Source organism: Snodgrassella alvi (genome assembly GCF_002777745.1).
GTDB lineage: Bacteria > Pseudomonadota > Gammaproteobacteria > Burkholderiales > Neisseriaceae > Snodgrassella > Snodgrassella alvi_D.
Genome location: NZ_MEIO01000066.1, coordinates 82,953 through 98,746, shown reverse-complemented (window position 1 = coordinate 98,746; position 15,794 = coordinate 82,953). Strand labels below are relative to the sequence as shown.

General features: G+C 38.4%; 7 protein-coding genes and 12 tRNA genes. 14 read left to right on the top strand and 5 right to left on the bottom strand.

Going from position 1 to position 15,794, the window contains the following annotated elements; genetic code table 11:
- From BHC51_RS12320 to BHC51_RS12310, 3 genes are all read right to left on the bottom strand, one after another.
- The coding region (locus tag BHC51_RS12320) for an IS3 family transposase (RefSeq protein WP_100154161.1) at positions 1-766 on the bottom strand (766 nt) is incomplete at its 3' end.
- Positions 766-1,023, bottom strand: a complete 258-nt coding sequence (locus BHC51_RS12315) for a transposase (protein WP_100098913.1) — start codon at positions 1,021-1,023, stop codon at positions 766-768. The genes BHC51_RS12315 and BHC51_RS12320, both read right to left, overlap by 1 nt.
- A gap of 341 nt (positions 1,024-1,364) precedes the next feature.
- Entirely contained in the window at positions 1,365-1,547 is a 183-nt protein-coding gene (locus BHC51_RS12310) for a hypothetical protein (RefSeq protein WP_100154160.1), read from the bottom strand.
- 418 nt (positions 1,548-1,965) lie between these two features.
- Between BHC51_RS12310 and BHC51_RS12305 the strand changes: the two genes are divergently transcribed.
- Positions 1,966-2,670 carry a hypothetical protein gene (locus BHC51_RS12305; protein ID WP_100154159.1) on the top strand — a complete coding sequence of 235 codons (705 nt, stop codon included), beginning with the start codon at positions 1,966-1,968 and terminating at the stop codon, positions 2,668-2,670.
- 5 nt (positions 2,671-2,675) lie between these two features.
- Positions 2,676-3,299 (top strand): GTP cyclohydrolase II, encoded by a 624-nt coding sequence (gene ribA, locus BHC51_RS12300; RefSeq protein ID WP_100124396.1) that lies wholly within the window; start codon positions 2,676-2,678, stop codon positions 3,297-3,299.
- Positions 3,300-3,383: 84 nt separating this feature from the next.
- On the opposite strand, the gene BHC51_RS12295 is transcribed toward ribA, so the two are convergent.
- On the bottom strand, positions 3,384-6,878 hold the full coding sequence (locus tag BHC51_RS12295) for a PilC/PilY family type IV pilus protein (RefSeq protein ID WP_100154158.1): 3,495 nt from the start codon (positions 6,876-6,878) through the stop codon (positions 3,384-3,386).
- A 653-nt stretch (positions 6,879-7,531) separates the two neighbouring features.
- Positions 7,532-10,888, bottom strand: coding sequence for a PilC/PilY family type IV pilus protein (locus BHC51_RS12290; RefSeq protein ID WP_100154157.1), 3,357 nt, complete (start codon positions 10,886-10,888; stop codon positions 7,532-7,534).
- Positions 10,889-13,919: 3,031 nt separating this feature from the next.
- On the opposite strand from BHC51_RS12290, the gene BHC51_RS12285 reads away from it, so the two are divergent.
- From BHC51_RS12285 to BHC51_RS12230, 12 genes are all read left to right on the top strand, one after another.
- A tRNA-Val gene (locus BHC51_RS12285) sits at positions 13,920-13,995 on the top strand.
- A 32-nt stretch (positions 13,996-14,027) separates the two neighbouring features.
- A tRNA-Asp gene (locus BHC51_RS12280) sits at positions 14,028-14,104 on the top strand.
- Positions 14,105-14,130: 26 nt separating this feature from the next.
- A tRNA-Val gene (locus BHC51_RS12275) sits at positions 14,131-14,206 on the top strand.
- A 32-nt stretch (positions 14,207-14,238) separates the two neighbouring features.
- Positions 14,239-14,315 (top strand) — tRNA-Asp (locus BHC51_RS12270).
- 26 nt (positions 14,316-14,341) lie between these two features.
- Positions 14,342-14,417 (top strand) — tRNA-Val (locus tag BHC51_RS12265).
- A gap of 32 nt (positions 14,418-14,449) precedes the next feature.
- Positions 14,450-14,526, top strand: a tRNA-Asp gene (locus BHC51_RS12260).
- Positions 14,527-14,552: 26 nt separating this feature from the next.
- A tRNA-Val gene (locus BHC51_RS12255) sits at positions 14,553-14,628 on the top strand.
- A 32-nt stretch (positions 14,629-14,660) separates the two neighbouring features.
- Positions 14,661-14,737, top strand: a tRNA-Asp gene (locus BHC51_RS12250).
- Positions 14,738-14,763: 26 nt separating this feature from the next.
- Positions 14,764-14,839, top strand: a tRNA-Val gene (locus BHC51_RS12245).
- Positions 14,840-14,871: 32 nt separating this feature from the next.
- Positions 14,872-14,948 (top strand) — tRNA-Asp (locus BHC51_RS12240).
- A 26-nt stretch (positions 14,949-14,974) separates the two neighbouring features.
- Positions 14,975-15,050, top strand: a tRNA-Val gene (locus tag BHC51_RS12235).
- A 281-nt stretch (positions 15,051-15,331) separates the two neighbouring features.
- A tRNA-Leu gene (locus BHC51_RS12230) sits at positions 15,332-15,416 on the top strand.
- Positions 15,417-15,794: the final 378 nt, after the last annotated feature.

Genomic DNA, 15,794 nt, shown 5'->3' with positions numbered 1-15,794 from the left:
GAGGCCTTTCCGTGTTATAAATGGTTAGCCATTCTTCGGTTACCTTTCTTGCTTGTTCCAGATTATTAAATAGATATAAATCTAGTACCTCTGTGCGATAGGTGCGATTAAATCGTTCAATATATCCGTTTTGATATGGGCTACCTGGTTGAATATAATCTATGGTTATACCATGTGACTTTGCCCAGTCGATGAATGTTTTTCCGGTAAATTCCGGTCCATTATCCACTCGTATTTTGAGTGGATAGCCATGATATTCGGCCAGTTTATCTAGGTAACGGGTAATCCTGCCAGCAGGTAAACTAACCGCAATATCAATGCCTAACGCCTCACGATTAAAGTCATCTATCACATTGAAGGTTCTAAAACGCTGTTGATTGCGACTGCTGTCACTCATAAAATCCATTGACCAGCATTCACCTTGTTTATTGGGTACTGATAGCCTTTCTGGGCTTCGTGGAGGAATGCGTTGTTTACGCTTTACCCTGAGATTAAGCTTTAATTCACAATACACCCGATACACACGTTTATGATTCCATTTATAGCCGAGCTTGCTGATGCGATTAAAACATTTAGGAAAGCCCCAGCGTAAATGCTTATCGGTAATAGCACTTAGTACCGACATAATCACTGAATCATCCGGTAATTTAGGTTGATAATAGTAAGCGCAGCGACTTAAGCTAACAATAGCGCAGCTCATGGCAATAGTAACAGAATGACTTTCTTGCAGTTGTACAGCCCAAGCTTTACGTGTTTGAGTAGGCACTATAGCTTTTTTATGATTTCCTCCTGAAGCTGAGATTTTAAACTCAGCTCAGCAAACATCTGCTTAAGCTTACGGTTTTCAGCCTCTAGCTCCTTTAAACGTTTGATATCGGACGTTTCCATACCACCGTATTTATCACGCCATTTATAAAAAGTTGAATTGCCGATGCCATATTTACGGCAGAGTTCTTTGACGGGGATACCGGCTTCAGCTTCTTTTAAAATAGATACGATTTGATGTTCAGTCATTTTTTTCATGCTTAAATCCTCAATGGGTTAATAAAGAGAATTTTCTACTTTTATGCTGTACTATTTTAGGGGATAGTTACAATAATATTGATTAGAAATAATGAACTGCTCGAATATTAATTAGCTTATTTAAAAATCGGTGTAATCTCAGACAAAGAAAAGAGGATGGAATATTATGAGAAATGCAGCCAATGATAACCAGAAGCTTAAGCGATGTTAAAGAGTTCATATATATTGATAATAATAAGCGCTATCTGATTGCCTGATATTGTGCTGCAATTATCAGAAGGGAGAAATTACTTTCTATATCATGCATCCATACAACCAGATAGCTTTTAACAAACATACAATCAATGCTTACTGTCTGGCGTCCTGTCTTTCAATCTCCAGCTATTACCTGCATGCTGGGTAGGAGGTGCTTTTTCATGATCTTTAATAGTGACATAGTTTTCCAAACCATGGCCATGCTGATCAACTTCCTGATAAATTCCGCCATTAGTGCCAGAATTATCACCGGGTTTTAGATTGCTCATATACCACTCCTTATATAATAGCTGCCGTGAAGCCACGGTATGATTATTATTAATTGAGTTTTTATATAATACAAGTACTTAATCTTAATTTAACTTACTGCAATTAAATTAACAGCATCTATCGTTTAAGGTAATTCATCATTATTTCAGATATTGTTAGTCAGAAGCTGAATAGATCGATTCCGCCAGTTATCAATGTGCCAATAACTTTCTTCTTAGAAGCAAATTACACTAACAAATATTTATAAGTTTATGATACAAATAATTTGATCTTAGTTGCTGATTTTCAGTATTCAGAAAAGGCCAGTATAAATAATAAAGAAATTCTTATTTGTCGTTGTACTTATAGCTTGTTATCCAGTATCCGGCCGATTTTCGGTTACAATAATCACTTGCAAAGAACAAAGTAAGGAAAAATATGGTATGCGCTCAGGTGCGTGATTACCTGCAAACGCAAGGATTAAAAGTACCAGCAGAAGAAGTACAGATGGCTATGCTGGCAGTCCAATCAGTATTAGAGCTGGCTCAGGCAGAAATCGATATGTCTATATTGTGGTATGAAGAAAACGGATTCAGTTTGGCACAAATATTTGGCTTGAATACAGAAGCATTGCGACAAATGCATCCAACTGATCTGTTTACAGCCAATAATAATAGTGCATACACATTGCGTCAGTTGTATCTCGCTTTAGATTCAATTTCAAGCCGTCATCATAATGATACCTTTGCTTTATATTTATATGAAGCTAATGATGAAGCAGGGCAGCTATACCGATTACTGGCTCGGGGCAGTAATTTGCCGGTTAAACTTGAATGTGAACAGCAACAGGTGCAACAGTACTTATTTGTCCGTACTGCATCAACCGGCTGGCTGAATCAGGTAAATAACGTACAGCAATGGCTAGCAGATGGCAGCCTGATTGGTGAACAGGTTAACGCTTCCCAGCTGGCTGTTCCCGTAACCAATGAGCAGGGGCAGGTGCTGGGTGTACTATATACTGCTCATCAGCACAATAATGCCATTACTGAAGCAGAATTAATCGATTGGACAGCTTTGGCCATTGTTATCACGCCATTGCTGCAAAATCTGCAAAACGCCAGTACCGCATTTATCAAGGGATAAATATCATGCCAACAACACATCAAAACCAGATTAAAGATCATAGCCCAGTACGTTTTATTGCCTCCTGCCGTTTGCCAACGCAGTGGGGTGAATTTACCATGTACGGGTTTGAGGACGTACGCAACAGGCAGGAACATATTGCACTCACTGTAGGCAATATTGCTAGTGGAGAAGCCGTTCTCGGACGAATTCATTCTGAATGTCTTACCGGCGATGCTTTGTTTTCTAAGCGTTGTGACTGTGGGCCGCAGCTTGAGGCTGCCATGAAAGCAGTGCAGCATGAAGGATGTGGCGTAATTGTGTATTTACGTCAGGAAGGGCGTGGCATTGGCTTACTGAATAAAATCTGTGCCTATAAACTTCAGGATGAAGGAATGGATACCGTTGAAGCAAATCTGGCATTAGGCTTGCCGGTTGACGCCCGTGACTTTTCTTTGGCCAAAGAAATTCTTGATTATCTGGGGGTGCAGTCAATACAGTTAATGACCAACAACCCACAGAAAGTAGCCACACTTAAAGCGCTTGGTATCAATGTAACTAATCGCGTACCCTTACATGTAGGCCAGAATCCTGAAAACCAGCAATATCTGCATACCAAAATGGAAAAAATGGGACATTTTACTAATTAAAGTCCCTATAATAGATTTATATTTTTTAGTGATATAAATAATCAACGGCTAGTATTGACTAGCCGTTGATTTTATAAAGTGAATTTAACCAGTATAGTCAGTTTTAACTTCTCTCCATGATAAGCGCTTGAATTTAATCGGGCATCTAGGAGCTATAATCGAAACCACATTGCCTTTTGTATCGGCTCCTTCTATAGGTGCACGGGTGCATTCTTCCGTAACCGTAAACTGTTCATCAGTACCATCATTAGAACCCCCATCATCAGCACTTCTTAGTACTTTTAATACTGACTGTGTCAAATCACCACCTATATCGATACGATCGTTACCAGTTACTTTAAGACCATATATTCCTTGAATAGATACCGCTGCGCCAGCTGGTGCATCATTATCTAAATATGGATTCTTTTCTCCCAGTTTGCCGCCCGTTTTAATATTGTACTGTATTACACTGCTGTAAACTTCGCTTTCCTCTTTGCGTTCAGTTGACTGGCAAGGATCAGGCAATTTATTATCTTTTGTGGTTTTATATTTTCGACTAATGATAATGCCACTATGAAGAATAGTAATAGGTTTGCTTACTACACGTTCACCCGTGCCGCTTTCCAGGTCGAAATACCAGCCTCGGTTAACTCTTGGGTTAAACGGGTTATCTGAAAGGTAGCGATAATCGCCACTGGGGGTTAGTTCCTGCTTCAGCAAAGACTGTTTTGAAATTTCAGTTGGTGTCTTTTCATTCAGATTATCATAGATACCATATACAGTCTGCTGATCTTTATTTGATAAATCAGACTGATAAATATCACTACCCGTACCAAAAGTAATAATCGCACTCTTCTGTGGATTGTTAACCAGAATTACACCAGGTGCAGAGGTGATGGGTGCGCCAGCCGAAAATAGTTTGTGCACAGTCCACTTAGCAGGATCAGGTGATCTCAGGTCAAAACGGTATAAGTTACCCGCATAATCTCCGGCATAAGCTATGTCTGCAACACCATCACCATTAATATCAATCACTGTCGGGCTGGAAAGTCCTCCAGTATGTTCATTCGAATCATCCTCAAAATCATCCGAATTGGGATCTTGTGTCGGAGACGGCTGCCTAACAATCTCAGGCGGAGTAAGTTTGGCAATCAGATCACCTTTTGCAAAGCCGGTTCTGGTATAGCCGTCAGTGCCTACGTCTACACCCAGAATATCGTAAATATAAAGCGCAGACTCTGAGGAGGGCTGACCTGCATTATCGCTGGCTAACGAAGAAGAATAGTTATATCCGTTACTGATAAATGCGGCTTCACGGATGTGGTTAGCTACAGAAGTAGGGGATGCATTAAGGTCTTCATTCACCCGTAGCCTTGCGATGGCTGGAGTACCCACGGTAAAGCCAAAGTAATTATTTGGTCCGGTGGGTGTCTGGAATAGGGATACGTCATTATACCAGCCAGAGCTGCCCATATTATCTACAGCAATTGCTCGGCCGGAAACCAGCTCATTCCCTCCGATGTTAATGGCAAACGCTCCGCGGCCGGCCTGTCCCATTGTTGAGACCATAAATGTCTGTTGCGGACGGTCATTGCCATTTCTATCTTTACTCTGCTCAGTTTGCTGTACCACCATTCCTCCATTCAGGAGGAAGCGATGCGGATGCAGGCTGTTTCTTCCATAATCATTATGGGTGAGATCTTTATAATAATGGGCAACCAGATCAGAACCATCATTGCTCTGACGTTCAATACCCATAGGCATGAAATTGAATTTCAAATCATAAGGATGTTTTTCATCATTAGTAGAGCGGAAAACATATACCATGCCATCGTTGGCAGAGGTAACCATGTATTTCTGCAGGCCGTTACTTTTATCTATATTACCCGCGGTAATGATCGGATTATCAATCATGTCACCCATATCGCGGGTTTCTCCAAATCCTGCCACAGGTGATGTGGTTCGCCGGCGGTAATCGAGTACAAAGTCATCAGTCTTAATGGCATTATCCGGTTTGGAACGGCTAAGCCAGGCCAGTAAACCATTTAACCATTCTGACTGGTTTTTGCCATTATTGCTGATCTTGAATGTATCATTGTTCAAACCAGTCAGACTTCCTGAATACAGGTAGGTACGAGTACCGTCATTCAATAAGAGCTGACGGTTGTTGAATGATGGCTGGGCAGTACACTCGTTATCTTTTTTATTTTTATCAATTTTGCGAATACAGATTTTACTGCTCCATGCGCCGGATTCAATTATGGCTGTAATGGATATATTGTCACTTTCAGAGCGGGATACGGCCACGGTTGGCGCAGTAGAAGTAGTGGTGGTAGTGGTAGTTTCGGAGGAACCTTTAATTGATTCGAAGATTTTTTGAAAAGCTTCTTGAATTTCTGCCTTGGTATTGGTATTAAAGAAATTTCCAGTCGGCATGGCACCATTTTCCAAATATGGAATAGCCTTTTTACCTAAGTTGGAAGTTTTCTGGCCTAAGCCCACGCCAATAGTAAATGTTTCTGCCGTTTGAGTGAAAGGACGCTGACCATTCAGAGCGTCAGGAGCATTCCACGGTTGACCTGCTTCATCGGTAGTACGTTTACTAGGGTGAAAAATAGCATTACCTATATCGTTATAAAAATTACCATTGTAAATATAAGGTCCGAAATTTTTTTCTTTTAATGTTTCGCTGTAAAACTTCAGACGGTAGGGCATAACATCTTTGTCTGAGTGTAAAAAATCTCTTCTTTTTCTTTTATCTAGCCATTTACCGGTATCATCAAAATAATCACGAACATTAAAAGCATTATTTTCAGGTTGCCATGCAAGCCTCCATGAACCAACTCCATCAAAATAACCATCATCATCGCCATTATCGTTTTCTCTGGCAAACTGTGATTTAGCCTCACCATCAGAAAGCAAAATTATATAAGATTTCTGACAGCGGTACTTTAATTTGTTCATCACTAAATTTCTGGCTACAACTGGAAATCGCTGTGTGGTTGGCGTAGAACCATGAGTCGGCATTTTTTTGATAAGTTCCGCCAGTGTATTGTATTGTGTTGAATCTGAAGTATCATAAAATGTATTATAACGCTCGTCGATACCGCCCTTGTGCAGAGGATGGAGAGCAAAATACATATCATTGTGATAGTTTGCCAGAATATTCAGCAAAACAGCTTTAACCCCATCGATTTTTCTATCTTGCCGGCATCTATATTGGATATCATTGGTGTTGGCTGGTACCTCTTCTATTCCATAGTTATAATCACTCCATGGAGACCAGGCTATGGTTCTTCCTCTTGCGTTTTTCCTTATTGATTTTCGGTTTCTACATCTATACGAGTAGCCCTCTTTAATTTTTTCTACCATACTGGCTGAATCGTCAATAAATAAGGTAATATTTGGCTTAACACCATAGGCAGTTGTAATCGTAGATGATTTTTGTAAATGTAGCGGGATGTCGGCAAATATATTAGCTTCTGCCTGAGCTTGCCATGCAGAAAAAGCAATCAGCGCAGCAATAACTGCTGAAGACAGTGTTTTTTGCCTTTTAAGAAATTTGTCTTTTTTATTTTCAACTAATCTATGGTGCATGTTAGTTACTCTCCACTAGGTGTAACAACAGTATAAACTTTAATACAATTTAACAAATTTACGGTATATATATAACTACTATACCTCTAAGTGTAACAATGATATCTAAGTTCACATAAAATAAATAATAAATTTAGCACTTTGATAACGCTTTTTTATATTATTACTCCTAAAGCAATATCTATTCAAATAAATAAAATAAATTTTTTGTAAAATTTAGTTAATTTTGTGTATTGTTACTATATAGGATCAATTGAGATTAAATTGAATATGCAAATACATTAATATATATGGAATATCTTTTATTCGGAAAATGTATAAATAAATATGCTTAAATCATAATATGGGTTGTAAAAGATATTATTTAAATATTTACTGATTAGGTATATATTAATGTTTTTATTAGTTAAATTTATATTTATTAACCCAGTGTTGTTTTATAATATGATAAATATTTTCATTAAAAATAATGATGGAATATTTATTTAATCTGCTGTTTTTAGTTATGATGCAGGATATTCAGAGTAATATTTTTCTATAAATTTATAATTTGAATTATCATAAAATAAGAGTGATTTAGTTAGACAATTTACAACAAAAGGTAAAAAATAAAACGGCTAGTATTGACTAGCCGTTGGTCTCATAAAGTGAATTTAGCCTGTATAGCTGGTTTTAATTTCTCTCCATGACAAACGCTTGAAGCTGATCGGGCATCTAGGCACGTTAATCGAAACTACGTTACCCTCTGTATCGATACCTTCCATTGGTGCTCGAGTGCACTCTTCAGTTCGTCTTGGATCTTTACCTAATGGAGATTGTGTCAGATTACCGCCCACATCCACACGATTATTACCAGAAACAGTGAAACTATATAGTCCTTGAATAGTTTTCACTGTACCAAGCGGAGCACCTACATTAAAATGAGGATCTTTCTCTCCCAGTCTGCCGCCAGTTTTAATATTATATTGTATTATACTACTGTATACTTCGCTTTCCTCTTTGCGTTCAGTTTCCTGACAAGGATCTGGTAATTTGTCATCTTTTGTGGTTTTATATTTTCGAGAAAAAACAACACCACCATAGGAAACAACAATAGGTTTGCTTACCACGCGTTCGCCCGTGCCGTTTTCCAGATTGAAATACCAGCCTCGGTTAACTTTTGGGTTAAACAGATTGTCTGAAAGTTGGCGATAATCTCCACTGGCGGTTAATTCCTGCTTCAGCAAAGACTGTTTTGAAACTTCAGTTGGTGTAGTGTCATTCAGATTGTCATAGATACCATATACAGCTTGCTGATCTTTATTTAATAAATCAGACTGATAAATATCACTACCTGTACCAAAAGTGATAACGGCAGTCATATTATCCTGATTGTTGTTATTGCCATTATTTGAATTGTTATTATCCTGTGTATTGTTAACCAGAATAACACCAGGTGCAGAAGTGATAGGTGCACCGGCCGAAAATAATTTGTGTACAGTCCATTGGGCAGGATCAGGCGATCTCAGATCAAAACGATACAAGTTACCTGCATAATCTCCGGCATAAGCCATATCTGCAACACCATCACCATCAATATCAATCACTGTCGGGCCGGAAAGTCCACCAGCATATTCTTCTGACTCGGGGTCTTGCTCTGGAGTAAGCTTGGCAATCAATTCACCTTTTCTATAGCCAGTTCTGGTATAGCCGTCAGTGCCTACATCCACACCCAGAATATCGTAAATATAAAGTGCAGACTCTGAGGAGGGCTGACCTGCATTATTGCTGGCCAACGTAGAAGAATAGTTATATCCGTTACTGATAAATGCGGCTTCACGGATGTGGTTGGCTACAGAAGTAGGGGATGCATCAGGGTCTTCATTTACCCGTAGCCTTGCGATGGCTGGAGTACCCACGGTAAAGCCAAAGTAATTATTTGGTCCAGTGGGTGTCTGGAACAGGGATACGTCATTATACCAGCCGGAGCTGCCCATATTATCTACAGCAATTGCTCGGCCGGAAACCAGCTCATTTCCTCCGATATTAATGGCAAACGCTCCGCGGCCGGCCTGTCCCATTGTTGAGACCATAAATGTCTGTTGCGGGCGGTCATTGCCATTTCTATCTTTACTCTGCTCAGTTTGCTGTACCACCATTCCTCCATTCAGGAGGAAGCGATGCGGATGCAGGCTGTTTCTTCCATAATCATTATGGGTGAGATCTTTATAATAATGGGCAACCAGATCAGAACCATCATTGCTCTGGCGTTCAATACCCATAGGCATGAAATTGAATTTCAAATCATAAGGATATTGTTCATTATTAGTAGAGCGGAAAACATATACCATGCCATCGTTAGCAGAGGTAACCATGTATTTCTGCAGGCCGTTACTCTCATCAATATTACCCGCGGTAATGATCGGATTATCAATCATATCACCTATATCGCGATTTGCATTGGGGCCAGCTATAGGTGATGCGGTTCGCTGACGGTAATCAAGTACAAAGTCATCAGTTTTGATGGCATCATCCGGTTTGGAACGGCTAAGCCAGGCCAGTAAACCATTTAACCATTCTGATTGGTTTTTACCATTATTGCTGATCTTGAATGTATCATTATTTAAACCGGTCAGATTTCCTGAATACAGGTAGGTACGAGTGCCGTTATTCAATAAGAGCTGACGGTTGTTGAATGATGGCTGGGCAGTACATTCATTATTGGTTTTATCTTTTATTTTGCGAATACATATTTTACTACTCCATGCGCCGGATTCAACTGTGGCTGTAATGGATATATTGTTGCTTTCAGAGCGAGATATGGCTACCGTTGGCGCAGTAGAAGTAGTGGTGGTAGTGGTAGTTTCGGAGGATCCTTTAATTGATTCGAAGATGTCTTTAAAAGCTTTTATAATCTCTGTTTGAGAATTGGTGTTAAAGAAATTACTGGACGGCATGGCACCGTTTTCCAGATATGGGATGGCAATCTGTCCGTTTGCATTGGTTTTCTGCCCTAAACCTACGCCAATAGTAAAGGTTTCAGCCGTTTGAGTGAAAGGAAGGTTGTTATTCAAAGGATCAGGGGAATCCCACGGTTGTCCGGCATTATCGGTAGTACGTTTATTAACATGAGTATAAATTGTACTCCCATCAGAATAATAAAATTTATTATCGTAAATATAGGGTCCGAAATTTTTTTCGTATAATATTCTTGTGTAATGTTCCAGACGGTGAGGTTTGTTTTGAGTCCGGTAATTGCCGCCACGAGTAAAAAAGTCATATCTTTCCTGATTTGTTTTCCATTTACTGTCAAAATAACCATCCATTATGGTATCTGATCTGGCAACAGTATTATCGGCCTCACCGTCTGAAAGCAGAACAATATATGATTTCTGACAGCGATACTGTAATTTGTTCATCACTAAATTTCTGGCTACAACAGCAATTTGCTCGGTAGTCGGTGTTCCGCCACCAGCGGCAATATCTTTGATGTGCTTAGTTAATGCATCGTATTGTTCAGGATCTGAGGTGTCATAAAAAGTATTATAGCGGTCATCGGTACCGAGCAGAGGACGGAATGCAAAATACATATCATTGCGGTAGTCTGCCAGAATATTCAGCAACACATCTTTTACACCATCAATTTTTTTGAATTGCCTGCATCTATATTGAATATCTTTGGTATTCGCCGGTGTTTCTTGAAACCCATACTTATACTCACTCCATGGAGACCATGCAGTGGTTACTCCCTCCGCATTTTTTCTTATAGATGTACGGTTTCTGCATTTAATTGAATCTCCCTGAAGTTTTTCATTCATACTGCCTGAAGAATCAATTAATAAGATGATATTAGGTTTGATATTATAAGAAGTTGTAACTGTAGAAGTATTTTGCAAATGCAGAGGGATATCGGCGAATATATTTACATCTGCCACTGCCTGAGTGCTTAATGCTCCTGCTACCGCAACAAATAGAAATTTTTTCCCTTTTTGAAATCTGGTTTTTTTATTGTTTGTACTTAAAGTGCTCATAGTTAATTACTTTCCAGTATGGGCAGATATGGCAAATCGATTTAAATATTATGCTATACACAAATTATCATAATTATATACTATTTTGTATATGTTAAATAAGATATCATTTTAAGCAGAATACATAATATAAATTGACACAAGAGTTATTTAGGCTTTGTTTAGGTTGAAATATTAATTAGATAATGGTTTTATTCTTATTTATAATATTATGATTATTAATGATTATTTGTAAATGTAATGGATTTTGCATAATCGGGTTAGGGAATTTTATTTATAAAATTTCATATATTGATGTATATTATAAATTTTTGTAATAAATATATTATCATATTGATTTATCAAATTAATTATTTCTTTGGAATTTTTTATGTATTGTTTTTTATATAGATTTGTAATTATTTATGTGGAAATAAGCAGATCAATTTTTGTTATTTGTAAATAATAAAAAAAATATGATAATTTATTTTGGCTGTCTTTATTGATTGAGTGCTTTCAATAAGCTGTTTTGATGTTTCAATTTCGGATACGGGACAGTCTAATCAGGCAGTGTATTACTTGAATGGTTAGCTTTTCTCTATCAATAGTGGTAACAACTGCTGTGCGGTGTGAACAGCTTTTGAAGGGCTGTGGTGAAGAAAAGGGGGAAGCCGATATTGCTTTCGTAATTATCCGGAACAGTAAAACGTCCTTTCAGTGTTGATACTGCTGCCAACAGAAGGCCTGTCTTAAAATATAAAGTTTAGATCTGCATTGTGTGCAATGTATTACCCAGTTTATGCAGGTAAGTTAAATTTTGCCGTGTGAAATATCAGCCCCGATGCATTGATGGATTAAGTAGATTATTGCTTAGCTGGTGACAGGTTCATTTTGTGTAAAATTGCATTGAAAGTTTATTATTTTTCTAATTTATTGATGATGTTGCCGGTTTAAATCATTTCCGATTCCGCATATGGTTTGTGCGTCTTTATTGTTCGGGTTAGACTGATAGATAGTGCTGCCAGCACCAAAAGTAAATATTATGTCTGGATATAGAATTTAGCGATAATAAACGTTGCTAACATTAGGGTTTACTATGGCTTTTGTCTGAAGTGTATCTGGAGCTGCTGTGACTGGTGCATCGGTGGTGTGAACTTTATATTTTGTCCAGTCTATAAGTGAGAAGCACGTAAATCAGGGCGGTATAGAGTGCGTTATAGTCGCCAGTATAGATACTATCAGTAGTGCCATTGCCATCTGTATCTATAACTATAGGCTGGACAGGCTATTGACATTGTTTGAAGTAAGCAGTTCCGTTTATCTGTGTTCTAATATGAGCAGAAGCTATGATGTCTATCTCTATGCTGAGAATATTGTAACTATATAATGCAGATAATGTCGTTGCTGGTCTTGCGGTAATATTCTGTGTCAGTTCAGTGGAGTAGTTGTAGCCGTTGCTGATAAATACTATCTGATGATGTTCTGTGATTAATGCATTCGCGGCGTCTGGATTAGAGTTAACTCGCACGCAGGAAATAATATTGGTGTTTCTGTTTATTTGCTGACAGATTACGGGCACTAACTGAAAATTGATGCATAGTTTGGTTATTAGAGAGAATTCTAGTTTTTAAATATTATCATGCGTGTTCTGAGAATTAGCTGGATTGGATGTGTATCGTGAAGCTTACTGCATTTTTCTAGCCTGATTAGTGGATCTGTATATTGGCTGGAAAGCAGGGTAAGTGTCATTATACAGTTGCTGGTGATGTCTGTTAAAACTTCTTTAACTCAATCTATATTTCGATATGTGTTCTGGCTATGCTGAGTTTCCGGAATGTTTTCGTCTCTACATTAAATTCGTATTTATAACGCTAAACGGCGCAGCTATGTGGCTCCATTGCCGTTGGAATTGGAAATTGATTCATTTACTCGGTATTTACAGGTAACAGGGGGTATGTTTATTAATATACTGTTGGTATGGTCGATATACAAGTTGAGATTTAGTCTAGCAGTATAAAATGAGACGCTAATGGATTTGTTTTTCTGGTGTAGCTGTATATCAGTAAAGTATTGGTTATGGCTGATGGAATAGCAAGCAGATTTAAAATGCTAAAACGGTATAATTCAGGATTTGAGAGAGAATACGAGATTTGGCTGCATGCGTTCGGATTGCATCTGGTTGCTTATTGATAGTTTTCTTAATTCTTTATGTTATATGTGATTTATATGGGTATTAAGATGAGCTGACGGTATATACAGGTATAGCAATAGTATCAGTTTGGTTGAATCCGCTTTTGTAATTTTAATAAGAATTGTTTACTGGTATTCAGATTGGAATTTAGTCCAAGAAAACAGAATATTAGTTGAGATTGATTTTAGTTTGTATTATTTATGTTAAAAGTATCTTTGTGAAAATTTATCCTCATTTGTTTCAATCCGAATAGTTATAAAATATGAATTTTTAGGATGAGGACGAAATTAAATCTGTTTAGTTAAGAGTGGGAAATTATCATAGAGGATAAATGTATGGCTACTATATCTGATTCTTGCTAATTAAAATTAATATATTCATATTTTGGTTTAAACAGTTATTTGTTGTTTGTTTATATTGTTTGTTTTTTAAATAATATATTATTAATTTATTTTTTAGCTGGTATTTGGCAATGTATTGTTTATTTTCTGATGAATGTTGTCTATATCTGTAGAGAAAATTATTTAATAACAGTTTTTTTATTTAATCTGTGTAGATGTAGAAAAGAAATCACTATATAGAGTAATATTTATTCATTAATAATGAAATCAAGATATTGGATGAATTTGTAAGTTTTGTTTTAATTTTAAAATATTAATTGTGCTGCGCTTTGAAGATGTGTATATCTGCTGAAAGGTGGTATCTGAAAATATGATTTGATGCACGCTGAGAATAATTAAATAGTAGCTAGGTTAAGTTTTATTTTTAAAACAATAAATTATAAAACAATTGCTCTGTATAAGAAAAAAAGAGCTTGCTGTGTTTCTTACTCTATGATTAAATACGCGCCTCAACAGCACAGGGTGATTAGCTCAGTTGGTAGAGCGTCTGCCTTACAAGCAGAATGTCGGCGGTTCGACTCCGTCATCACCCACCAGTTTTCTGTTTTATGCATAGCATGAAACTTGCGCGGTGGTAGCTCAGTTGGTTAGAGTACCGGCCTGTCACGCCGGGGGTCGCGGGTTCGAGCCCCGTCCGCCGCGCCAATTACGTTTTTGCTGTTTTCTTTTATGGGTGATTAGCTCAGTTGGTAGAGCGTCTGCCTTACAAGCAGAATGTCGGCGGTTCGACTCCGTCATCACCCACCAGTTTTCTATTTTATGCATAGCATGAAACTTGCGCGGTGGTAGCTCAGTTGGTTAGAGTACCGGCCTGTCACGCCGGGGGTCGCGGGTTCGAGCCCCGTCCGCCGCGCCAATTACGTTTTTGCTGTTTTCTTTTATGGGTGATTAGCTCAGTTGGTAGAGCGTCTGCCTTACAAGCAGAATGTCGGCGGTTCGACTCCGTCATCACCCACCAGTTTTCTATTTTATGCATAGCATGAAACTTGCGCGGTGGTAGCTCAGTTGGTTAGAGTACCGGCCTGTCACGCCGGGGGTCGCGGGTTCGAGCCCCGTCCGCCGCGCCAATTACGTTTTTGCTGTTTTCTTTTATGGGTGATTAGCTCAGTTGGTAGAGCGTCTGCCTTACAAGCAGAATGTCGGCGGTTCGACTCCGTCATCACCCACCAGTTTTCTATTTTATGCATAGCATGAAACTTGCGCGGTGGTAGCTCAGTTGGTTAGAGTACCGGCCTGTCACGCCGGGGGTCGCGGGTTCGAGCCCCGTCCGCCGCGCCAATTACGTTTTTGCTGTTTTCTTTTATGGGTGATTAGCTCAGTTGGTAGAGCGTCTGCCTTACAAGCAGAATGTCGGCGGTTCGACTCCGTCATCACCCACCAGTTTTCTATTTTATGCATAGCATGAAACTTGCGCGGTGGTAGCTCAGTTGGTTAGAGTACCGGCCTGTCACGCCGGGGGTCGCGGGTTCGAGCCCCGTCCGCCGCGCCAATTACGTTTTTGCTGTTTTCTTTTATGGGTGATTAGCTCAGTTGGTAGAGCGTCTGCCTTACAAGCAGAATGTCGGCGGTTCGACTCCGTCATCACCCACCAAACATTTGATCTCTCTCTCTATTATTTTATTCTGTTCGGTTAGATTGCTGTCTGAATTCATTGGCGTATTGGTTTTTGGATGCGGTATTTTGCTAGTGACACTATTTATCTGAAATGATATTTGCAATAGTAAACTTATTTCTACCACTGAGCTTACAATAAGAAGCTGTCAGACAGAATTATGTCTATGTGTATCTATTTGTATATTATTGAAATATTTCTCTTGGCATGGAATGCAAATTATCCTATAATTTAACGCTCAATCAGTTTTGATTGCTTGTGCGGATATGGCGAAATTGGTAGACGCACCAGATTTAGGTTCTGGCGCCGAAAGGTGTAAGAGTTCGAGTCTCTTTATCCGCACCATGAATTTTAAAAAGATATCTTAGAGATTAAGATATCTTTTTTTATTTTCTTTTTTTGCTATTCTAAGTTTTGTTCAAGTTTTTTTCTTCTATTGTTGAAATTATTTATTACCTATCTGCTCGATTAGTTGGGATAAGTTTGATCTAAGTTGTAATCCGCTTACTTTGGGTTTTGCATAATAGGTTTGCTTTCAAGATAAATCTTAGGTTAATTTCATCTTTTCTTTGGTAATAGTAGCTGATTGTCTGATTGGATAATAATTTCTAAGTCTATGTATTTATCTTAAAGTTTAGCTCTATGTTTATGCATTAGTGTTGCTTGTAAGACAGAACAATTGATCGACATTGTGAATGAGCTAATTTAGTTTATTTAACTATG